This is a genomic window from Brevibacillus parabrevis (assembly GCF_003710905.1).
Classification (GTDB): Bacteria; Bacillota; Bacilli; order Brevibacillales; family Brevibacillaceae; genus Brevibacillus; species Brevibacillus parabrevis.
Genome location: NZ_RHHV01000012.1, coordinates 269,407 through 291,209, shown reverse-complemented (window position 1 = coordinate 291,209; position 21,803 = coordinate 269,407). Strand labels below are relative to the sequence as shown.

Annotated in this window: 22 protein-coding genes and 1 other RNA gene; 6 read left to right on the top strand and 17 right to left on the bottom strand. The window is 54.4% G+C overall.

The features are described 5' to 3' along the window. Window positions 1-324 precede the first annotated feature (324 nt). Together EDM60_RS17290 and EDM60_RS17285 are read left to right on the top strand one after the other, a co-directional pair. Complete coding sequence (locus EDM60_RS17290; protein WP_122965085.1) at window positions 325-1,455, top strand: M20 family metallopeptidase; 1,131 nt, start codon at window positions 325-327, stop codon at window positions 1,453-1,455. Between the two features lie 118 nt (window positions 1,456-1,573). After that, a complete protein-coding gene (locus EDM60_RS17285) occupies window positions 1,574-1,999 on the top strand; it encodes an RDD family protein (RefSeq protein WP_122965084.1) in 426 nt (141 codons plus the stop codon). A gap of 64 nt (window positions 2,000-2,063) precedes the next feature. On the opposite strand, the gene rpe is transcribed toward EDM60_RS17285, so the two are convergent. The 14 genes from rpe to EDM60_RS17215 all read right to left on the bottom strand — a co-directional run bounded on the left by rpe (window position 2,064) and on the right by EDM60_RS17215 (window position 16,204). Next, window positions 2,064-2,711 carry a ribulose-phosphate 3-epimerase gene (gene rpe, locus EDM60_RS17280; protein ID WP_063229871.1) on the bottom strand — a complete coding sequence of 216 codons (648 nt, stop codon included), beginning with the start codon at window positions 2,709-2,711 and terminating at the stop codon, window positions 2,064-2,066. Then, window positions 2,705-3,595: a ribosome small subunit-dependent GTPase A gene (gene rsgA, locus EDM60_RS17275; protein ID WP_122965083.1), complete on the bottom strand. Its 891-nt coding sequence runs from the start codon at window positions 3,593-3,595 to the stop codon at window positions 2,705-2,707. The genes rpe and rsgA overlap by 7 nt, the downstream gene beginning before the upstream one ends. 19 nt (window positions 3,596-3,614) lie before the next feature. Further along, a complete protein-coding gene (gene pknB, locus EDM60_RS17270) occupies window positions 3,615-5,597 on the bottom strand; it encodes a Stk1 family PASTA domain-containing Ser/Thr kinase (protein WP_122965082.1) in 1,983 nt (660 codons plus the stop codon). A gap of 5 nt (window positions 5,598-5,602) precedes the next feature. Continuing rightward, window positions 5,603-6,358: a Stp1/IreP family PP2C-type Ser/Thr phosphatase gene (locus EDM60_RS17265; protein WP_122965081.1), complete on the bottom strand. Its 756-nt coding sequence runs from the start codon at window positions 6,356-6,358 to the stop codon at window positions 5,603-5,605. A gap of 4 nt (window positions 6,359-6,362) precedes the next feature. Then, on the bottom strand, window positions 6,363-7,433 hold the full coding sequence (gene rlmN, locus EDM60_RS17260; RefSeq protein WP_122965080.1) for a dual-specificity RNA methyltransferase RlmN: 1,071 nt from the start codon (window positions 7,431-7,433) through the stop codon (window positions 6,363-6,365). Between the two features lie 198 nt (window positions 7,434-7,631). After that, complete coding sequence (rsmB, locus tag EDM60_RS17255) at window positions 7,632-8,978, bottom strand: 16S rRNA (cytosine(967)-C(5))-methyltransferase RsmB (protein WP_122965079.1); 1,347 nt, start codon at window positions 8,976-8,978, stop codon at window positions 7,632-7,634. 3 nt (window positions 8,979-8,981) lie between these two features. Beyond that, window positions 8,982-9,932, bottom strand: a complete 951-nt coding sequence (gene fmt, locus EDM60_RS17250) for a methionyl-tRNA formyltransferase (RefSeq protein WP_122965078.1) — start codon at window positions 9,930-9,932, stop codon at window positions 8,982-8,984. A 5-nt stretch (window positions 9,933-9,937) separates the two neighbouring features. Beyond that, window positions 9,938-10,414 carry a peptide deformylase gene (def, locus tag EDM60_RS17245; RefSeq protein WP_063229878.1) on the bottom strand — a complete coding sequence of 159 codons (477 nt, stop codon included), beginning with the start codon at window positions 10,412-10,414 and terminating at the stop codon, window positions 9,938-9,940. A gap of 16 nt (window positions 10,415-10,430) precedes the next feature. After that, complete coding sequence (gene priA, locus EDM60_RS17240) at window positions 10,431-12,866, bottom strand: primosomal protein N' (protein WP_122965077.1); 2,436 nt, start codon at window positions 12,864-12,866, stop codon at window positions 10,431-10,433. Beyond that, window positions 12,863-14,113 (bottom strand): bifunctional phosphopantothenoylcysteine decarboxylase/phosphopantothenate--cysteine ligase CoaBC, encoded by a 1,251-nt coding sequence (coaBC, locus tag EDM60_RS17235; protein WP_122965475.1) that lies wholly within the window; start codon window positions 14,111-14,113, stop codon window positions 12,863-12,865. Before coaBC ends, priA begins: the two co-directional genes overlap by 4 nt. 74 nt (window positions 14,114-14,187) lie before the next feature. Continuing rightward, the gene (gene rpoZ / locus EDM60_RS17230; RefSeq protein ID WP_063229880.1) at window positions 14,188-14,394 is read right to left on the bottom strand and encodes a DNA-directed RNA polymerase subunit omega; all 207 of its coding nucleotides are present in this window, start codon (window positions 14,392-14,394) and stop codon (window positions 14,188-14,190) included. Between the two features lie 3 nt (window positions 14,395-14,397). Beyond that, the gene (gmk, locus tag EDM60_RS17225) at window positions 14,398-15,018 is read right to left on the bottom strand and encodes a guanylate kinase (protein WP_122965076.1); all 621 of its coding nucleotides are present in this window, start codon (window positions 15,016-15,018) and stop codon (window positions 14,398-14,400) included. Window positions 15,019-15,034: 16 nt separating this feature from the next. Next, window positions 15,035-15,295 (bottom strand): extracellular matrix/biofilm regulator RemA, encoded by a 261-nt coding sequence (gene remA, locus EDM60_RS17220; RefSeq protein ID WP_015891999.1) that lies wholly within the window; start codon window positions 15,293-15,295, stop codon window positions 15,035-15,037. A gap of 24 nt (window positions 15,296-15,319) precedes the next feature. Then, entirely contained in the window at window positions 15,320-16,204 is an 885-nt protein-coding gene (locus EDM60_RS17215) for a YicC/YloC family endoribonuclease (protein ID WP_122965075.1), read from the bottom strand. A gap of 186 nt (window positions 16,205-16,390) precedes the next feature. On the opposite strand from EDM60_RS17215, the gene EDM60_RS17210 reads away from it, so the two are divergent. Both EDM60_RS17210 and EDM60_RS17205 read left to right on the top strand, forming a co-directional pair. Beyond that, window positions 16,391-18,130, top strand: a complete 1,740-nt coding sequence (locus tag EDM60_RS17210; protein ID WP_122965074.1) for an Rqc2 family fibronectin-binding protein — start codon at window positions 16,391-16,393, stop codon at window positions 18,128-18,130. Window positions 18,131-18,190: 60 nt separating this feature from the next. After that, on the top strand, window positions 18,191-18,691 hold the full coding sequence (locus tag EDM60_RS17205) for a hypothetical protein (protein ID WP_122965073.1): 501 nt from the start codon (window positions 18,191-18,193) through the stop codon (window positions 18,689-18,691). 112 nt (window positions 18,692-18,803) lie between these two features. Here the strand turns inward: EDM60_RS17205 and ssrS are convergent. Further along, window positions 18,804-18,997: non-coding RNA, 6S RNA (ssrS, locus tag EDM60_RS17200), on the bottom strand. 126 nt (window positions 18,998-19,123) lie between these two features. Between ssrS and EDM60_RS17195 the strand changes: the two genes are divergently transcribed. Both EDM60_RS17195 and EDM60_RS17190 read left to right on the top strand, forming a co-directional pair. After that, window positions 19,124-19,492 carry a hypothetical protein gene (locus EDM60_RS17195; RefSeq protein WP_122965072.1) on the top strand — a complete coding sequence of 123 codons (369 nt, stop codon included), beginning with the start codon at window positions 19,124-19,126 and terminating at the stop codon, window positions 19,490-19,492. A 131-nt stretch (window positions 19,493-19,623) separates the two neighbouring features. Further along, a complete protein-coding gene (locus EDM60_RS17190) occupies window positions 19,624-20,046 on the top strand; it encodes a Gmad2 immunoglobulin-like domain-containing protein (protein WP_122965071.1) in 423 nt (140 codons plus the stop codon). A 3-nt stretch (window positions 20,047-20,049) separates the two neighbouring features. Here the strand turns inward: EDM60_RS17190 and EDM60_RS17185 are convergent, their stop codons facing one another. Together EDM60_RS17185 and EDM60_RS17180 are read right to left on the bottom strand one after the other, a co-directional pair. Beyond that, window positions 20,050-20,823, bottom strand: coding sequence for an enoyl-CoA hydratase/isomerase family protein (locus EDM60_RS17185; RefSeq protein WP_122965070.1), 774 nt, complete (start codon window positions 20,821-20,823; stop codon window positions 20,050-20,052). 244 nt (window positions 20,824-21,067) lie between these two features. Beyond that, window positions 21,068-21,418, bottom strand: coding sequence for a DUF4870 domain-containing protein (locus EDM60_RS17180; protein WP_122965474.1), 351 nt, complete (start codon window positions 21,416-21,418; stop codon window positions 21,068-21,070). Window positions 21,419-21,803: the final 385 nt, after the last annotated feature.

The window sequence follows — 21,803 nt, the reverse complement described above, 5'->3', positions numbered from 1 at the left end:
CCCCCGGTAAAATGATTTACTGCAAAAGCAGCCATGCTTGACTTGAATATTTTGCACAACAACTTATATTTATGCAGGATAATGACTATTTTAATCATTTACTAAACAATTTCAATCATTTTTTCACCATCTGCCAATTATGCAAAATACAGAATTTTACACACAAATCACTCTCCCCCTTTTTCTCACGGTGCTTGCTGCTTCGCCTAGTATGCCCAACCTCGGCAAATATCGTGACGGCTTCGCGGATTTTTCTCTGGCGAAAACAGGAGAGAAGATTTATAGTGCAGTATGAAAAGCTCGTACATAAAGGAGGAAACTAAGATGAGTACGAATTGGACGTCCTACTTTCGCGAGCAGCTCCCGGACATGGTTGAAGAGCTGCGCACCTACGTGGAAATGGAGACACCGACTCACAACAAGGAAGCTGTTGATCGACTGGGCCTGTATATCGCAGAGCGTTTCCGCGAGCTTGGCTGCCGCGTCGAGCGCCTGCCGCAGCAAACGTACGGCGATCAGCTCCGCATCGAATACGGCGAAGGCGAGGAGCAAGTGCTCATACTCGGTCATTTCGATACTGTGAAAGAGATCGGCACGCTGCAAAAAGAGCCTTTGCGCGAGGAAAACGGGCGGCTGTACGGGCCTGGCACGTACGATATGAAGTCGGGGATCGTCTTCGCCTACTTCGCTCTGCGCGCGATTATCTCGCACGGGCTGCCGCTGTCCAAAAAGCTCGTCTTTTTCTGGAACACGGACGAAGAGATCGGCAGCGTCTCCTCCGAACAGTTGATCAGAGCGGAAGCCAAGCGAAGCAAATACACGCTGGTTCTGGAGCCAGCGGCAGGAGACGGTTCCTTGAAGACAAGCCGCAAAGGCGGCGGGGAATTTTTCCTGACGGCAACAGGACGAGCCGCTCATGCGGGCAACGACCACGCTATCGGGGTAAATGCTATCGAAGAACTGGCGCATCACGTCCTGGCGATTCAGTCGTTTACCGATTATGCGGCTGGCACTACGTTGTCTGTTGGCACGATCAAAGGAGGCAGCGTCTCTAACGTCGTACCCGACTGGGCGACGGCAGAAATCGATGTTCGCATCGAGAGCCGTGCGGAAGCAGAGCGGATTACCCGATTGATGAATCAGCTTGCACCTGTTCTGCCCGGCGCGGAGCTGAAACTCGAAGGCGGGATTGCCAAGCCTCCGATGGAGCGAAGCGCTGGCACTGAGAAACTGTTTTTACTGGCTCAGGAGCAAGCGCGTCTGGAAGGCTTCGAGCTGACAGAGCAGGGCGTAGGCGGAACCAGCGACGGCAATTTTGCCGCAGACGCCGGATGCCCGACACTCGATGGGCTTGGCCCTGCCGGGGATGGCGCACACGCTTCGCACGAGCACATCGTCCTCGATGCGATTCCGGGACGGGTTGCGGTCTTGCTTCGCCTGCTTACGGCCCTGTAAAGCCGCTCCGCTCCCCTGCCTGCTCAGGCACCGGAGAATCGGCAGGCTTGTTTCGTGAAATACTTTCAAGAGATCAGACATATATATTCCCTAGCCTACAATGAAAGGAAGGGTACATATGGAAAACGTTGCACCAGTGCCAAGCAATCCCGTCGGTTTTTGGCGGCGTCTCGGAGCATCCTTGCTGGACGGCCTGATTATTGGCGTGCCTCTTGCTCTCATCAGCTACCTCATTACTGGGGATACAGAAGGCAACATCGTGACCAATCTGATCTCGACTTTATACAGCCTGCTCGTTCCGGTGTTCTGGTACGGCTATACGGTCGGCAAAAGAATTGTCGGCGTGCGCATCGCCCGCGTAGACGGGGAACGCGTCGGAATCGGCACGATGCTTTTGCGCGTGCTGGTCGGCATGATGCTCATTTACGGCATCACATTTGGCATTGCTGCGCTTGTCAGTCTGGTCATGGTCTGTGTGCGAAAAGACAAGCGAGCCATTCACGACTTGGTTGCTGGCACGTACGTAACCTCTGATCAGCCCTGACGCTCGCTTCCCACGAAAAAAGCCGACTGCTCGAAAAATGGCAGTCGGCTTTTTGCTATGCTTTTTATCCGCGGATGGCAGAGATCGCTTTCGCCCGGTCTTGCTGGTTGAATACGGCACTTCCGGCGACGAGCACAGTTGCCCCCGCTTCTTCGCACAGGCGAGCCGTTTCCACGTTGACCCCGCCGTCGATTTCGATCTCGACATGGCCCAGTCCGCGTTCATTCAGCAACTGGCGCAGCTCCTTGATTTTCGGAACGACGCTGTGAATGAATTTCTGGCCGCCAAAACCTGGATTGACTGTCATCAGCAAGACCATGTCCAAGTCAGCAAGCACAGGCTCGATCGTCGAAACCGGAGTGGCCGGATTCAGGACTACACCCGCTTTTACGCCCTGCTCTTTGATCAGGTAGAGCGATCTGTGCAGGTGGCGGCACGCTTCCTGATGAACCGTGATCCAGTCTGCACCGCTTTTGGCAAACTGCGGGATGTAGCGGTCCGGTTCTTCAATCATCAAATGAACATCCAGCGGCAGCTTGGTCACAGGGCGAATCGCCTCGACGATCAATGGCCCGATCGTAATGTTTGGCACAAAATGTCCGTCCATGACATCGACGTGAATCCAGTCTGCTCCCCCGCGCTCGACATCGAGAATCTCCTCGCCCAGACGGGCAAAATCCGCTGACAGGATAGAAGGTGCGATTTTTACCATGGTTTGTTCCTCCGTTGATATTCTTTCAGCTCTTCACGGAACTGTTTGTAGTGGGCATAGCGCTCTTCGCACAGCTCGCCCGCAGCCAGCGCCTCCTGTACGGCGCAAGACGGCTCGCTCACGTGGAGACAGCCGCGGAACTTGCAATCCGCACTAAGCTCGGCGAAATCGCGGAACGACTCTGCCAGATCCAGCTCGGTAAAATCGATGAACTCGAGCGAGCTGAAGCCTGGCGTATCGGCTACATATCCGCCCCCGTCCAGCGGAATCAGCTCCACATGGCGGGTCGTATGCTTTCCTCGGCCCAGCTTTTCGCTGACGTCTCCGGTCTGGAGACTGACACCGGGAAACAGCGTATTGATCAGCGATGATTTGCCTACCCCTGACTGCCCGGCGAAAACGGTAATCCGGTCGTGCAAAATCTCGCGAACCTCGTGCAGCCCGCGTTCGTCCACGGTCGAGGTCGGGATCACGCGATAGCCGATCTTCTCGTATTTTTGCACAATCGCGTCCACTTCTTCCTGCGGCACCTGATCAGCCTTGGACAGCACGATGACGGACTCAATCCCGACATGCTCCGTATGAGCCAAAAACTTGTCCAAAAGAAGCGGACTGAACATCGGCTTGTACATGGAAAAGACGAGGACGGCCTGATCTACATTGGAAATGGGCGGGCGGACCAGTTCATTGGTCCTTTCGCCCACCTCCATCACATAGCCTTCTTCTTCGTTGATCGCATCGTAGACGACCCAGTCGCCTACAAGCGGGTTGACCTTGGCATCTTTTTTCTTGAACAGCCCTCTTGCACGGCAACTGTAGATGCGCCCTTCATCGGCTACATAGTAAAAGCCGCTCAGCGCTTTCACAATCCGTCCCTCTGGCATTCATGTCCCTCCACTTGTTTTACGGCAGGCTGTTGTACGAGATCGGAATCGTTTGATATTCCTTAAATTCGGTTTCGTTCTGCCTTTTGACCGTTGCTTTGACCAGCGCGTCTTTTTGTGGCGATACGACTACCGGAACGTCGTATTCCTTGTTCTCGGCAATCGCCTCCTGGTAGAGCACTTTTGCATCGCCGCGCGCGTCTGTCACTTCAATCTTCACTTCCAGCGTCTCGCCAGGCACGACTTCGACGTACACAGGCGCGACGGCGGACTTGGCGTCCTGCGGATACTGTCCGTTGCTGACGGTCAGCGGGACAGCCACCCCTTTTTGCACTTGCATGCCCGGGTCATAAGGATGGGTGCTCAGCACTTCCCCCTCTTTGTCGGTCGAGTACGTAGGCACTTTCTTGATTTCCCCGACGTTGAGCTCTTTTTTGAACAGCTCCACTTGCGCCGCTTCGACCGATTTGCCGCGTACATCCGGCATGGTCACGAACGCTTTTCCTTTGCTGATCGTCACCGTCACGCTTGTTTTTCCTGCATACACCTTCTCATTTGCTTCCGGCGACTGCTTGATGACGGTTCCCACCTCGGCCTTGTCGTCCTCTTCTTCGACGAACTTGACCGATTCCAGCTTGAAGCCATTCTTTTTCAACGTCTCTTCCGCCGTTGCCCGCGGCAAGGTGATCAGGTTCGGCATGTCGATCAGCTCTTGGCCTTTGCTGACGTACAAGGTGACGACGGCCTTTTCCTTCAACCTCATCGGCGGAGCCGGGTCTTGCCTGATGACCATTCCTTTTTCCATCGTATCGTTCGCTTCCTCGACAATTTGCGGAACGAGATTCGCTTCCTGAATCTTTTTCTCAGCCAAGGACACCTCGGTTCCTTCCACATAAGGGACGGGCACCTCCGGGACAGATGGCACGACGTTCAACAGGAAGTTGAATCCGAAGAACGCCAGCACGAAAAACAGTCCGATTCCGCCGACCCAGAGCAGCGCCTTCACCCACCATTTTTTCTGGGGTCTTTGCTCCTCGTCGTCTCCGTTCGGCTCCTGGCGGCTGCGCTGTCCGCCTCCGGTCCGTCCGTGAGTGTGCCCTTCCATCATTTCCGGCGTAATAATCGGGACGACACGCGTCATCTCTTCATCAATCGGAAACGTCAGCTTTTCTTCGTTCAACCGTTCCGGAAACAGGCACGTCTCCAAATCTTCAAGCATTTCGCGGGCCGAGGCGTACCGCAAAAACGGGTCCTTGACCAATGCTTTCAAAATCACGTTTTCCACGCTCTGCGGGATGTTCGGATTCACCTGGCGCGGTTCAGGCAGCGGTTCCTGCAAATGCTTGAGCGCCACGGAAATCGGGGAATCCCCGGAAAACGGCAGCTCTCCCGTCACCATTTCGTACAAGACAATCCCCAACGAATAAATATCCGACTTTTCCCCTGTAATCCCGCCACGCGCCTGCTCTGGCGAAAAATAATGGACAGAGCCAAGCATGGCGTTGGTGTGGGTTATGGTAGCAGAAGTGACTGCTCGCGCAATTCCGAAGTCCGTTACCTTCACCCGACCGTTTTTGCCGATCATGATATTGTGCGGCTTGATGTCTCTATGAATAATCTGGTTCTGGTGCGCATGATCGAGTGCATCGCAAATTTGTTCGGCGATGCGCACGGCCTCTTCCACCGGCAATGCCCCACGCTGGATAATCACTTCTTTCAGCGTGTAGCCTTCTATGTACTCCATCACCATGTAATGCGTGTCGCCTTCCTGGCCTACGTCGTAAACCCCGACCACATTGGGGTGAGACAAGCTTGCTACTGCCTGAGCTTCACGCCGGAACCGGTTCACAAAGTCTTCATCTGTACCAAACTGCGAACGCAGCACCTTAACGGCCACTGGACGATTCAGTATCAGATCTCTCGCTTTGTATACGATCGCCATACCGCCTCCGCCGACGCGGGATTCCAATTGGTACCGTCCTCCCAGTCGTTGACCTTCCATCTCTCTCACCCCTCTTTCTGACCGACGTCAAGCTTTTTTTGGACAGCGACCAGCGTAATGTTGTCTTCCCCACCGGCTTCCAGCGCTTCTTGCACCAGACCGTCCACTTTCGCTTGCAACGATATCTGTTTCTGCAACCAATTTTCCAAAGAGGCATGGGCTACCTTGTTGCTGAGGCCGTCTGAGCAAATGAGGACGATATCGCCCTTCGCCCATTCAAAGTGCCCCAGATCAATCAACACATCCGGCTCGGTGCCGAGCGAACGCATAATGACGTTTCGGTGTGGATGGACAGAAGCTTCCTCTTCCGTGATTTGTCCGCTTTTCAAAAGCTCGTTCACAAGAGAGTGGTCCTCTGTTTTCATGACCAGTCCGTCTGCGTTGTACACGTACAGGCGGCTGTCGCCAATATGGGCCGTAATGACAGATGTTTCGCCAAGCAGCGCGGCCACTACTGTCGTTCCCATCCCGCTGCACTCCGGATGATTCAAAGCGTAATCGTACACTTCTTTATTCGCGGCCAGGACAGCATTCATCAACTGCTCGCGCGCATCTTCCGCGTCAAGCTGTCCATCCAGGTGCCGCAGTTCTTTTACTATTCGCTCAACGGCAAGGCGGCTGGCAATGTCTCCAGCCTGATGCCCGCCCATACCGTCTGCAACAATGGCCAGCACGCGTCCGTTCAGATCGGCAACACAGGCATAGTAGTCCTCATTTACCTGGCGGACGCGGCCGACATGGGATTTCATCGCGATTTCCATGGCTTCACCCCACGGTTTCTTTAGCGTGTTGTGCCCTCAGCTGACCGCAGGCAGCGGCGATATCGCTGCCTTGCTCGCGTCTGATGGTCACATTGATTCCCTTTTCATCCAAGATGCGTTTGAACTGAAAAATTTCGTTGCGCGGCGTGCGCACGTAGTCGCGCTCCGGCACGTAGTTGACCGGAATCAGGTTGACGTGGCACAGCATGTCTCCAATCAGCTCCGCCAGCTCTTCGGCGTGTTCAGGCTGATCGTTTTTGCCTCCGAACAGACCGTACTCGAAGCTGATCCGGCGGCCCGTTTTGTTGATGTAATGACGGCACGCCTCCATCAGCTTGTCAAGCGGGAAGCCGCGGTTGATCGGCATCAGCTTGCTTCTCAGCTCTGTATTCGGAGCGTGCAAGGAAATAGCGAGATTGACTTGTCCGCCGCGTTCGGCAAACTCGTAAATCTTCGGCACGATCCCACTGGTAGAAACGGTAATGTGACGAGCGCCGATGTTCAGCCCGCGGTTGTCGTTGATGATGGACAGAAAAGCCATCAAGCTCTCGAAGTTCTCGAACGGTTCGCCAATCCCCATCACTACGACGTGGCTGACGCGTTCCCCATCGGCATCCAGTCTGCGCTGGGCCATCAGCACCTGGGAAACGATCTCGCCTGCATCCAAGTTGCGCTTCAATCCGCCGAGCGTGGAGGCGCAGAACGTGCAGCCGATCCGGCATCCGACCTGCGTCGTCACACAGATGCTGTTTCCGTAGCTGTGGCGCATGATGACCGTTTCGATTGCGTGCCCGTCAACGAGCTGGAACAAAAACTTGATTGTGCCATCCGTTGATTGCTGGTGCGTAATTTCTGTCAAAGAGTCCAGACGGAATGTCTCAGCAAGCTTCTGCCGCAAGTCTTTGGACAGGTTGCTCATCTCATCAAAGGAAGTCACACGCTTTACGTACAGCCAGTCAAAAATTTGCTGGGCGCGAAAAGCCTTGTCACCTACGCTGATGAGCCACTCTTTCATTTCGTCTTGGGTCAAGCTGTAAATAAGCGGCTTAGCGCTTGTAAATGTCGTGAATGGCATTTCTTTTCCACATCCTCAAAATCATTGCTTGCACAAATTATCATTCTATCATTGTACCTCGCCACGCGTCACGCTTCAAACGGTTTTGGCATCCATTTCAGAAATGCGTCCCTTTTCCTAGTGTAAACCAATCCGCACATGCGCAAACAAAGGCAAAGGAGTGGCATTTTCCGCAATTGGCACGCCACCCCTCCCTTGCTATCCTTTTCGTTTCAATCGCGCGATAAAGAAGCCGTCACTGTCAAAATGCTGAGGCAAAATCTGCACGCAGGCACCAGACTCGTCCACTTGATTGCGAACGGCGTCAGGCAAGTCTTGCCCAAGCGTATCATCCAAAACAAACTCCGGGTGCTCTTTGACGAAGCGCTGGACAATTTCCTGGTTTTCCTTTGGCTCAATCGTGCACGTACTGTAGACGAGCACACCTTCTGGCGCAAGCATCGGAGCCAATGCCTTGAGCAGCTCGTACTGGAGCTGGGCAATCGCCCGCACGTCCTCGGGTGTTTTGTTCCACTTCAAGTCGGGCTTGCGCCGGATGACGCCAAAACCGGAGCACGGTGCATCCAGCAAAATCCGGTCAAATGTCCCGAGTCCTCTGTCTGGCAAATCGAGCGCGTCGCTTGTAATCGGCTCGATAATCGTGATCCCCAGCCGCTTGGCGGTTTGGGCAATCAGCTCGCGCTTGTGCGGATGCAAATCGCTGGCGATAATTTGTCCGCGATTTTCCATCAGCTCCGCTATATGCGTCGTCTTGCCGCCCGGAGCCGCACATGCATCGAGCACGCGCATGCCTGGCTTGGCAGCGAGTGCAGGGGCAACCAGCATCGAGCTTTCATCTTGGATCGTAAAAAACCCTTCCCGGAACAAACGCGATCCGGCCACGTGTCCGCCAGCCACCACGATCGCTTGCGGGCTCAGGGCAGACGGCTGCGCTACCGCTTCCTCTTGCGCAAGCTTGTCCAGCAGTTCACTGACCGTTGTTTTCAGCGAGTTGCTGCGGATCGAGCTGTGCGGCGTGCGGTTGTTGGCTTCGCAAATCGCGATCGTCGCTTCTTCGCCGTACACTTTCAGCCACTCGCGGACGAGCCATTCCGGATGGGAATGCGCAACGGAAATTTGTGCGGCGCGGTCGCCTTTTGGCAAACGCTCCCACACATCCGGCTGGCGCAGTACATTGCGCAAAACCCCGTTCACCATCGAGGCAATCCCTTGATGTCCGCGACGCTTGGCCATTTCTACAGCCTCGTGAACAGCGGCGCGCTCTGGAATGCGGTCGAGGAAACGAATTTGGTACAAACTCAGACGAAGCAAGTTGCGCACCCACATCTGCAGCTTTTTGTTCCCGACAAAATGGGACAAAACATGATCGAGTGTCAGCTTGCGCTGGATCGTCCCGTATACCAGCTCGGTCACCAATCCCGTATCCGCCGCACTGAGCTGCGCGCGATCCAGAACGCCTCTCAGCTCCAGATTGCTGTACGACTTATGCTCCTCTACCCGATTCAAAACGTCTAGCGCAATATCTCTTGCTCCCTTTTTTGCCACGGACTATTCTCCTACCTTTGTGCCGATTTCAATGCTGCTGCCCGCTCCGCGCAAAAAGTCGAGAGCACTCATCCGTTTTTTGCCTTCTGGCTGCAACTCGGTTACTTTTACCGCGCCGCTTCCGCAGGCGATGACCAATCCGTCCTCTTCGCGGGCGATAATCGTGCCCGGCTCGTATCCGCCGCCAGCCTCCAGCCTTTTTTCCACCCACCACAGCTTCCACACTTTGCCTTCGCAAGTCGTGAAGGCGACAGGCCACGGGTTCAAGCCGCGCACCTGGTTGTAGATTTGCGTAGCGGTTTTCGTCCAGTCGATTTTTTCATCCGTCCGCTTGATGTTCGGGGCAAATGTCGCTGCCGAATGGTCTTGCGCTTCCGGCTGAATCTCTCCGGCCAGCAAACGAGGCACCGTCTCCAGCAAAAGCTGGGCACCCGCTACCGCCAGCTTGTCATGCAACAGCCCGACCGTATCGCGCTCCTCGATCGGCACTACGACCTTGGACAGCATATCTCCCGCATCGAGCGCTTCTACCATGTACATGATCGTCACGCCGGACTCGGCTTCGCCGTCGACGATTGATTTGTGAATCGGCGCGCCACCGCGATATTTCGGCAAAAGCGAAGCGTGCACGTTGATGCAGCCAAAGCGCGGAGCATCCAGCAAGCGCTTCGGCAAAATTTGCCCGTATGCCGCCGTGACAATCAGATCAAAAGACAGCGCGAGCACTTCTTCCAAAGCTTCTTCCGCCTTGATTTTTTCCGGCTGCAACACAGCAAGTCCATGACGCAAAGCCGCCTCCTTGACGGGGGGCGGCGTCAGCACTTGCTTGCGTCCTACGGGACGATCCGGTTGCGTAACGACTCCAATCACGTTATAGCCTGCTTCGATGAGCGCATTCAGGCTCGACACCGCGAAGTCAGGCGTACCCATAAACAGGATGCGAGCATCTTTCAAATCGATTATTCCCCTTCCTCTTCCGGGTTCACCTGATACACCTTGTCGGCTACATCGATGAACAGGACGCCGTTCAAGTGGTCGATCTCATGCTGGGCGCAACGGGACAAAAGATCGTCTGCCTCCAGCTCGATCTCGTTTCCGAAGCGGTCTTGCCCGTGCAGCTTGATCCATTTGTGGCGGCGAACGTCTCCGCGCAGTCCCGGGATGCTCAGGCAGCCTTCCGGATAGTCAAACTGCTCGCCTTTGTGCTCGACGATTTCCGGGTTGACGATTTCGATCAGTCCGTCTCCGCAGTCCATCACAATCACGCGCTTGGAAATCCCTACTTGCGGTGCAGCCAGACCTACGCCGTCTGCATCGTACATCGTGTCAGCCATATCGTCCAAAAGCTTGTGCAGGTTCGAATTGAACTTGGTCACTTTGATCGCTTTTTCACGCAAAATCGGATCTGGATGTTTTACAATTGTGCGAATCGCCATGTGAATCATATCCTCCCTAAAGCAATACGTATGGATCGACGTCAATCGTCATCAATACTTTCTGCTGTTTGTTCCATTCTTCAAATGCCGCTGTCGCCTGAGCAAGCAAGTCAGACAGTTGCGGTTCATCCCGATATTTTAGCATGATCTGAAAGCGAAATCTATCCTTCACGCGCGCGATGGGCGAAGCGACAGGCCCAAGCAAGATCGTCGTTTGGGCAAGCCGCGGGCGCAAAAAGTCTGCCAAGGTGTGGGCGCCGCGTATTACGACAGGCACTTCCTCATGGCTGAACGTGATCAGCACCAGCCGGAAATACGGAGGGTATCCCGTGCGTCTGCGCTGCAACATTTCATCGTGATAAAAAGCCGGATAGTCGTGCCGGGTGGCGTGGACGATGCTGTAATGCTCCGGCGTGTACGTCTGGATGACGACATCGCCTTCCAGTTCGTGCCGACCGGCGCGTCCGCCTACCTGGGTCAGCAGTTGGAACGTCTTTTCCGCCGCGCGAAAATCAGGCAAATGCAGCGAGCTGTCCGCCGCGATAATGCCTGCCAGCGTCACCCGCGGAAAATCGAGTCCTTTGGCGATCATTTGCGTTCCCAGCAGCACATCGCCCTGTCCGTTGCGGAATTTGTTCAACAGCTCCTCATGTGCGCCTTTTCGCGAGGTCGTGTCCACATCCATGCGAATGACGCGAATGCCTGGAAACAGCTTGGCAAGCTCGGCTTCGACTTTTTGCGTTCCCGTCCCGAAAAAGCGGATATGCTCGCTCTGGCATTCCGGGCAATGGGTGGGCTGGGCGATCGTGTAGCCGCAGTAGTGGCAGCGCGCCGTATGGTTCGTTTTATGGTAGGTAAGCGAGATGTCGCAATGAATGCAGCGCATCGTATAGCCGCACGAACGGCACATGACGAACGTGGAAAAGCCGCGGCGATTGAGGAAAATGACCATCTGCTCCTCTTTTTGCAGACGATCCGCAATCATCGCATGCAGCTTCCGGCTGAACATCGAGCGATTCTCGACTTGCAGCTCTTCGCGCATATCGACGACGTGCACCTGCGGCATCGGGCGATTTCCGACGCGGTCTGGCATTTGCAACAGGCCGTAGCGGCCACGCGTAGCCAGCGCATACGTCTCCAAAGCCGGAGTCGCGCTTCCCATAATCAGGACAGCATCGTTTCTTTTCGCCCGCCAGAGCGCAACCTCCCGCGCGTGGTAACGAGGTGTCTCCTCTTGCTTGTAGGAGCTTTCATGTTCTTCGTCGATCACGATCAGGCCGACATTGCGAAAAGGAGCAAAAATGGCCGAGCGTGCGCCCACCACGACTTTTACTTGATTGCGAATGATTTTGCGCCACTCGTCGTACCGCTCCCCTTGGGACAAGGCACTGTGCAGGACGGCAACATCGGCCCCGAAGCGCGCTTTGAACCGCTCCACCATCTGCGGCGTCAAAGAAATTTCCGGAACGAGAAAAATCGCCTCGCGCCCTTTTGCCAGCGTCTGTTCAATCGCCTCCAAGTACACTTCTGTCTTGCCGCTGCCCGTAACCCCGTGCAGCAAGTACGAGGAGTAAATCCCCATTTTTATAGATTGCAAAATCGGTGCCAAAACCTGCTGCTGGAGCGGGGTAAATTCCGGCTTCGGCTTCTCGGAAAAGCGCCGATTGGCGTATGGATCGCGGTACACTTCCACCTGCTCAATGACGAGAATGCCTTTTGCCTCCAAACTCTTCAAGGACGCGCGGCTAATGCCGTACTCCGCTTGCAGCATCTGGGTCGAAAACGCTTGCCCCTCATGCATGCGAAACAGTTCGAGCGCTCGGCGCATCTGCTCGGCACGCGCTGGCAAGGAGCGGATCGCTTCTTCCAGGCCGGATGCATCCAGCAAACTGCGCACAAAAGATTGCTGCTTGCGGGTAATCCGATCCGTCACCTGGTATTCCGTCGCCAAAAGTCCGCTGGAAATCCAGCCCGGAACGAGCAAATACTCCTCCGGAAACTGTTTTTCCACCTCTGCCAGCGGAAGTTGCCGTTTTCGCGACAGTTCCCATAAAAGCCCCGACTGTCCGCATGCGTCAGCATCCAACGCCTCTGTCGCGACCAGCCATTTCTCCGACTTTCCTTTCAGGACAGCCGGAATCATCGCCTGAACAGCAGTCACCCACGGGCACAAATACTGTTTGGACATCCATTCGCCCAGCTCCAGCAGTTCCGGGCTAAGCGGAGGCGTATCGTCGAGCACTTGCTCCACATCTTTCAAACGGGACGACGCGATTTCTCCGTCCGCTAGTTCCACAATTCCGGTCACATACCCTTGCAGCTTGCGCGGGCCAAACGGGACGATTACCCTGCTGCCCACACGGATGAGCGGACTAAGCCAAGACGGTACCTTGTAGTCAAAAGGCCGATTCGTTCGATTGACAGGCACGTCTACAATCACTTGAGCGATCATGACAGCTCCGACAGCGGCTTATGCTGCAGCTTCAACAGCACGGCATCAAACAGTTTGTCAGCTACCGCCCGCTTGCTCAGTTTATCCAGCGCCACTTGCTCGCCTTCCCGCGTCAAAAGGGTGACGATATTCGTGTCGCTTCCCATTCCTGCCCCTTCCAGCAGGACATTGTTGGCCACGATCATGTCGAGATTTTTGCGTTCGAGTTTGGACTGCGCATGCAGCAGGACATCTTGCGTCTCGGCAGCAAACCCGACCACGAACTGCTTCGTTTTGCGTTCGCCGATCGTCTTCAAAATATCCGGCGCTTTGTCCAGCTCCAAGACAAACGGACCGTCGCCCTTTTTCATTTTATGCTCCTGCACCGTTTTCGGACGGTAATCGGATACAGCCGCCGACTTCACGACGATATCGCTTTGCGGCAGATGCTCCATGACCGCGTCGAACATCTCCTGTACCGATTCTACCGCTACGAACTCGACACCAGCGGGACGGGCAAGCGAAGTCGGCCCGCTGATCAGCGTCACTTTCGCTCCCCGGTCGCGCGCAGCTTCGGCAATGGCATAGCCCATTTTCCCGGAGGCGTGGTTGGTAATGTAGCGAACCGGATCGATTTTTTCCCGGGTTGGCCCTGCTGTCACCAGTACGTGCTTGTCCAGCAAGTCCTGCTTGATCGCCGCTCCTGCTTGATCGTCCGCTTGGGCAAAAAAGCGTTGAACCGCTTCGACGATTTCCTCCGGTTCAGCGAGACGCCCTTTGCCGATCCAGCCGCACGCCAGCAAGCCTACCCCCGGCTCCACGAACCGATAGCCGAAAGACGCGAGCTTTTCCATATTCGCCGCGACCGCCGGATGGTGATACATATTGACATTCATCGCGGGTGCGACCATCACCGGGGCCTTGGTTGCAAGCAAGGTCGTCGTCAGCATGTCATCTGCGATTCCGTTCGCGATTTTGCCGATCACATTGGCCGTGGCAGGAGCGATCAGCACGAGGTCAGCCTTGTCCGCCAGCTCAATGTGGCTGATGACGTGCGGGTCTGGCTCCGTAAACGTATCGGTGTAGACCGGCAGATGCGACAAAGCTTGAAATGTCAGCGGCTGAACGAATTTCAAGGCGTTTTCCGTCAAAATGACATGCACTTGTGCCCCTGCCTGTGTCAGCTTGCTTGTCAGCGCCGCCGCCTTGTAAGCCGCAATGCCGCCACAGACTCCGAGCACGATTCGTTTTCCCGAGAGCGTATTCATCATCTGCAACTCCCCCTCTTCTTCCCTATCCGAAAAAAACAACCTGCTTGGAGGTTGTTTTTAAAGGTAAGCTCTTATTTACGTCCGTCCAAAAACTCGTGCACCAGTTCGTCGGAGATAAACTCTTCGAGAGCCACGCCTACAAACTTTTTGGATTTTGGTCTGACTACCTGCATTTCGCTGTTTTCGCGCAATTGGCGCGCGCGTTTGGAAGCGACAGTCACCAAAATGTACTTGCTTTCTGCTTTCGCAGTCAATTCGTCAATAGATGGATACAACATGATCTATTCAACCTCCTTTAACCATTTGCGATATTTGTGAACCTGGCGATCTTTTTTCAGATGCTCGGCTGTAATAATAGCCTGAATGCGATCGCAGGCAGACTCGATAACATCATTGACCACGACGTAATCGTAATGATCCATCAGCTCGATTTCCGCGCGGGCTACTTCCATCCGCTTGCGGATAACATCCTCTGTCTCCGTGCCCCGTCCTACGATCCGGTTTTCCAGCTCGTGCAAATCAGGCGGAGCGAGGAACAGGAACGTCCCTTGCGGAAAGCTTTCCTTCACTTGCAGCGCGCCCTGGACTTCGATCTCCAGAATGACATCGCGTCCTTCGTCCAGCATCTCATCCACGAATTGGCGGGGCGTGCCGTAGAAGTTCCCTACGTATTCTGCCCACTCCAGAAGAGCGTCTTGCTCAATCATTTGCTTGAACTCTTCCTGTGTCTTGAAAAAGTAATTGACTCCTTCCACCTCGCCCGGGCGCGGAGAACGTGTGGTAGCCGAGACGGAATACACCAGCTCGGGCATTCTTTCCCGAAGCGCCTTGCATACCGTGCCTTTGCCCACTCCCGCAGGTCCGGAGAGAATCAAAAGGAGACCGCGATCAACCATGCTCATTGTGTACACTCCTACTTTATTCGTCCGATTCGTCATCCTTCGTCGTCAGTCGCTGCGCCACCGTTTCCGGCTGCACCGCCGACAAAATGACGTGATCGCTATCCGTAATAATCACAGCGCGCGTCCGGCGCCCATACGTTGCATCCACCAGCATATTGCGATCACGCGCTTCCTGGATGATCCGTTTGATTGGGGCAGATTCCGGACTTACAATGGAAATGATACGGTTGGCATTCACAATATTGCCAAACCCGATATTGATTAGCTTGATTGCCATAACGGCCCAGCCCATCCTTTCATGCTACTCGACATTCTGTACTTGCTCTCTCATTTTCTCCAGCTCGGTCTTGATCTCGACAGCGAGGTGCGCGATTGGCAAGTAATTCGCCTTGGAAGCAATCGTATTCGCTTCCCGGTTCATTTCCTGGAGCAAAAAATCAAGCTTTCGCCCGATCGCTTCGCTTGCCGTCAATTGCTTTGCAAACTGGAGACAATGACTTTCCAGGCGGGTAATCTCCTCGCTGATATCGCTCTTGTCAGCGAAAAAGGCAACCTCTTGAGCCACACGCGCAAGGTCCAGTTCAAACGGAACCTGGCTGGCCCACTCCCCCAGACGCTGCTGCAGGCGGGTTCGATGTTCCTCGATCCCCATAGGAGCCAACTGTTGAAGCTCCGCTACCCACGCTTGAATCTGTGCGAGCCGACTGGATAAATCAGCGTACAGTTGCTTGCCTTCCGCCTCTTTCATGGAAAGCAAGTCGATCGCCGCAGTTCGTACCTGATCCAGCAGCCATTCGGCTACTTCGTCATGGTCGTCTGCCGTTTCTTTTGTATGTATCACGCCAGGGAAGAGCAAAAGCTCCTTGACGCCAAGCGGACTTTCCAGTGAAAAGCGCTCAGCCATCGTGCGCGACAACGAAACAAGCTGTTCGGCCATCTGCCAGTCAATATCGATAGCAGAAGCCGCCTGGCTTTTTCCGTCGATCGCGATGGTCACATCGACACGGCCTCTTCGGACGTACTGGCTCACCAGCTTGCGCACCTGATCCTCCAGCATGCTCCAAGCTTTTGGCAGTCGTACCTGTATCTCGGAATACCGATGATTGACGGCGCGAATCTCCACAGTCAAACGCGCAGTTCCCCTGCTATCCTCTTGCCGTCCATAACCTGTCATGCTTCTAACCATCATTTTCACTTCCACAGACGCAAAATCGTTAATTTATTATAGGAGACAACTCTTGGCAGTGTCAACCGAAGGCGCAAGGCGACAACAAGATTCCTCCCTCTCCCGCTTTATGCTACACTGTGACTGGCAAACATTTTTCCATTCGTTTTTCCTTCTCGGCATTTTTTAGGATAGAGGTGAGCTATAGTGGCATTTGACGGCGTAGTGACCCGTGCCTTGACACGGGAATTACATAAATGTATCGGCGGACGCATTTCCAAAATTCATCAACCGCATCATAGCGATATTGTCATGCAGGTGCGGACACCGGGGGAAACGGTCAAGCTCCTGCTCTCGGCAAACCCGACGTACCCGCGGATTCACATTACGACAGAAGAATTTACAAATCCGCTGGAAGCCCCGATGTTTTGCATGCTGCTGCGGAAGCATTGCGAAGGCGGCGTAATCGAGTCCATCGAGCAGATCGGCATGGAACGGATCATCCACATCGACGTCCGCACCCGCGACGAGCTGGGAGATACGGCGACCCGCCGCATTATCATGGAAATCATGGGCAAGCACAGCAACATCATTCTCATCGATCCGGCTACCGGGACGATTCTGGACAGCGCGATGCACGTCACCTTGGCGATCAGCCAGTACAGGCAGGTCACACCCGGCAGGACGTACGTCTCCCCGCCGAGCCAAGACAAGCGCGACCCGTTGGCTGCGACCGAGCAAGAGTTCATTTCCTCCATCGATTGGAACAGCGGACGCCTGGACAAGCAGATCGTCGACGGCTATACGGGAATCAGCCCGCTTTTGGCAAAAGAGATCGTGCACAGAGCGAAGCTGGCAAATCGGGAAACGCTGTGGGAAGCTTTTTCTGCGGTCATGGAAGCAGTCAAGGCGCACGCATACGCTCCTTCCATCGTGGAACACGCTGGCAAAGCCTACTTCCACGTAATCGAGCTGACGCACCTCGCCTCGGGCGCGACAACGCCGTACCCATCCGTGCAGACATGCTTGCAGGCGTACTACGAAGGCAAAGCTCTGCGCGATACGGTCAAGCAGCGCGCCCACGACTTGATTCGCTTCGTGACTGGTGAACGCAACAAAAATGAAAAGAAAATCGAAAAGCTGGAGCAAACGTTGCAGGAGGCGCACGACGCCGACCAATTCCGCCTGTTCGGCGAGCTGATTACCGCCAACATGCATCAAATGAAGCGCGGCGACACCGAGCTGGTCACGGTCAACTGGTACGACGAAGCGGGCGGAACCATCACGATTCCGCTCGATCCGCTGAAGACGCCGTCCGAAAATCTGCAAGCGTACTACAAGCGCTACAACAAGGCAAAAAACAGCCTGCAAATCGTCAGTGAACAAATCGAGCAGGCCAAAGCGGAAATTCTTTACCTGGACGGCCTTTTGGTTCAGCTTGGGCACGCCAGCCTAAAGGAAGCCGAAGAAATTCGCGACGAGCTTGTCGAGCAAGGCTACATGCGCGATCGGAAAAAGCGCGGGCCGCGCAAGAAAAAAGATACGCGCCCTGAGCTGGAAACGTACGTGTCCACAGACGGAACGGAAATTTTGGTCGGAAAAAACAACAAGCAAAACGAATTTTTGACGAACAAGCTGGCCGCTTCGCATGAGACATGGCTGCATACGAAGGACATTCCCGGCTCTCACGTCGTCATCCGCTCCCGGGAATACTCCGAGCAAACGTTGCTGGAAGCGGCAAATCTGGCCGCCTATTTCAGTCGCGCCAAAGAAGGCAGCCAAATTCCTGTCGACTACACCTTGATCAAGCACGTCAAAAAACCGAGCGGCGCCAAGCCGGGCTTTGTCATTTACGAGCAACAGCGCACCTTGTACGTCACACCGGACGAAGCCCTCGTCCGCCAGTTGAAAGCGAACGCTTCCTCCACGCATAGCGAAACCCGCTAAGCTCATACTAAGAGCAAAGAAGCATATCTTCGTGGTTTCAACTTTGGAAGGAGGATCAGGATGAACGTCATTGGCATCATCCAGACTGATCTAAACGAATTCAGCGTATTGTTTGAGCAGCAAAACGGTGGACAAGGCGGCAGCGGCGGTGGTGGCGGACAAAACGGTGGCGGCGACCAGCATTCGCAAAGCGGCGGTGGACAGGATTTTCAAGATAGCGACTCCATGTTCCTCAGCTTTCTGGACGAACAGCCCAGCTCCGGGGAAGGAAGCTCCACTAGCGGCCAGGGCGGGCAAAGCCAGGGGCAGGGGCAAGGTCAAGGGCAGCAAGGCGGGCCACAGGAACTGACCGTGCGCATTAAAGGCATACCCGAAGGCCAGAAAGCAAACTTCCTGCAAATGTACCAAATCCTTCAGGACGCTCAAGATTCTCAATCCCTGGAGCAAAGCTTGACGATTGTCAACAACAACGATCAGCAAGACGGACAAGATTCGTCGAGCCGCAGACAAAACCAAGGCCAGGGACACGGTTCCGGCAAACAAAACAGAACGACTCATTGATCGCCATGCTGCGAAAATCGTTTCGTCGACAACAGAAGACATAGAAAAACCACCTGGAAATCTCCAAGTGGTTTTTTCATGCTATCGGCAAATCTTTGCTTTTACATGCTTTCAAGTCCCCGCTTTGCCGTTGACCTCATGTTTCTATAACCTGCGCTCACACAGGTGGGTGACTGGTCTGCCCTTCAGCCTTCCCATGCATCCCCAAAAGGGAGGTGGGCCTGACATCCATCACAAATTTTCGTCTCCCGAAAAACACGTATAAGGTTAGAAACATTTACGGCCTTACGTACATCGCAGGATCTTGATACAACTACTTTACCACAGAATCATTCCACGCTCAACGGATTTTCTTTCCTTTCGTTTCCCATTCTTTTCCCACACCTTTTTGTAAGCTTGGACCCATCAGGCGAAAAGGAGTGAGGATTGTGTATGGATGAGAATGTGAAGCGGCTGTACGACAAAGCCGGATTTGGCAGCTACACGGGCGGAGCCGGCCTGCAAGCGGAGATCAAACAGCTCGTGACTGCTGATCCGGCTCCCCGCAGCTTCGAATCGCTCGCCTCCCTTGTCGAGTTGCTGCTTGCTCATCCCCGTACGGCCGTTTTTGTGACGGAAAAAGTATTGCGCGCCTTTTACAAGCCTGCGCCAAGTGCCGACGAAATCGAATACTTCGCCCGGATTTATCGCCATTTTCGCAGCATTTATGCAAGCGTGATCGACGGCTATCTGGGCGGCGCTCATAAAAACGTCCTGGGACAAACATACGAAACTTTGCCGATTTTTCGGACAGGCTCCTAGCAAGCGAAAAAAGCTTTGGCCTTTGACAGCCAAAGCTTTTTCCTTTGGGACCGTTGCTTTTCCAGAATAAAACACCTGGCAGGTCGCCATCTTAAAAACGACACATACTTCTGGAAAAGGAAGGGGATATCATGCGTTTTCCCCAAAAGCTTCTCGTCTTGTCCTTGCTGGCTGCCGCGTCCGTCGGTATGACCGCCTCCCCGCTGTTTGCGTCTGCGACTGCCCTGGAGCAACCTGCTGGCGAATCAGGCGGCAAATACGAGAACGAGTCCTTTCGCAACATATCGGTGACGAAAACGGGAGCGGGCCAATACACAGTAAAAGGCGAAGCACGCGTATTCGAGGCGACCGTCCGCTTTGTCGTGACAGATGGAGACGCCACATTGGCCGACAGTTTTGTTACCGCCAGTCAGGGTGGGCCAGCATGGGGTACGTTCAGCATCAACCTGAACCTCGACGCCTCCAAGCTGAAGGAGCCTGTCCTCGTCCTGTTTGAAGAAAGCGCCGAATCAGGGCAGCGCATTCACGAATTGAAAATCCCGTTGCCAAAATAAAGCTTACGTCCGCTTCCTTTTGGCACGAACGAGCGACTGGAACTCGGGATGGGCAATCAAGGACGGCTGCTGCTGTTTTTCCCAGGCAAGCGCGTACTCCAGGCCGTTAAACTGGCACCGTCCCAGCCCTTCCTTCGTAACTGCGTAAGCCTGGCTTGGCAAGCGGCGCACCATGGACACCAGTGCTTCCACTTCCTGCTCGATCCGCGCAGGCTCCACAGCTCGATAAATCAGACCGATTTGTTCGGCTGTTTGCCCGGAAATTTTTTCGCCAAGCAACGCAAGACGTTTCGCCCAAGCTGTTCCGACGAGCCGTGGCAACAAATAGGTGCCGCCGAAGTCCGTCGTCAGTCCGATCTGTACAAACGGTTCTTGCAAGACCGCATCTGTCGCCGCGATGACAAAATCCGCGTGCAGCGCCAAGTTCAGCCCCGCTCCGACTGCTACCCCTTCCACGACCGCAATGACTGGCTTGGGCATCTGATTCAACCGGGTGATGAAATCGTTGATCACCGAAAGCGCGTCATCTGCCTCGCTTTTCTCGCTCAGCGATGTCAATACGGTCAAATCGGCTCCCGAGCAAAAATGACCGCCCGCTCCCCGCAGAATGAGCACTTCCACCTCCGAATCATCCGCCGCCTCCGCAATCGCCTGTTGCAGCAAGGAAAACATCTCCACTGTCAGCGCATTCAGCACATGCGGGCGATTGAGCGTAATCGTGCAGACTCCCGCTTCTTTTTTCACCAAAAGGCTTTCTGCCTGTCCTGTGTGTTCCATTCTTCTCACTTCTCCTTTCTATTGGGACGCTTCCGGAATAACGCCTTGACGCTGTAGCTTGCGCAATCCTTCCTCTGTCCGCAAATTGAGCGAAATGCTCTTGTGGTTGTGGTGCGAACGCAAGGAAAACGCTCCGCTTGCTTTCTCCCCTATTTTCGCGATGAATGGTCATTCACCCTGCCTTTTTTGCGAGAAAATTACGAAAAAACCGCCCCTCAACGGAACGGTTCCCTCGTTTTGCTCTTCATTTCACAAAGCGCAGCGTCAGCGGATAGCGGTACGATTTGCCCTCGTTTGCCCGGACGGCGGCGATGACAACGAAGACGATCCAGAAAATGAACAAGGCGGTCAATAAGATCGCGCCGATAAAGACAATCAGCAACAAGCCGGAAATCGCGGCATAAATCGTAATCGAGATGCCAAAATTGAGCGCTTCCTTCCCATGCTCTTGAAAAAACTCGCCCTCTTCCCGCTTGACCAGCCAAATAACCAGCGGCCCCAGCACATTGCCAAAAGGGATCAAAAAGCCTGCCAGAGCAGACAGATGCACAATCATGGCCCACATTCGCTCGTCTTTTCCGCTCAAATGATTCATCGTTTTCTCCCCCATTCCATTCCCGTTACTGTAAGTGTACGATATCTTCGCTTGAAACTTGCGAAAAAACGAAAAAAGCGCCCAAAAGGCGCTTCCCTCGCTATTAATATTTGCCACCGTGACTGTGTCCACCCCAAGAGGACCCAAAATCGCCGCCATGTCCACAGCTTTCACCGTGGTGGTGATGGTGACCGCAGCCACCGCGACCTGTTTTACATTCCATTTTGTAGTAAGGCTTGTAGTAGCAATGTTTTTTGTAGTATTTCTTCTTGCAGCACTTCTTGTAGTAGCACTTGCAATGAGACTTTCTGCATCCGCAACCCATGAACCTCACCCCCTCCTGATCGTTACATCTACAAGGTATGTAGGTGAAGGTGCATTGGCA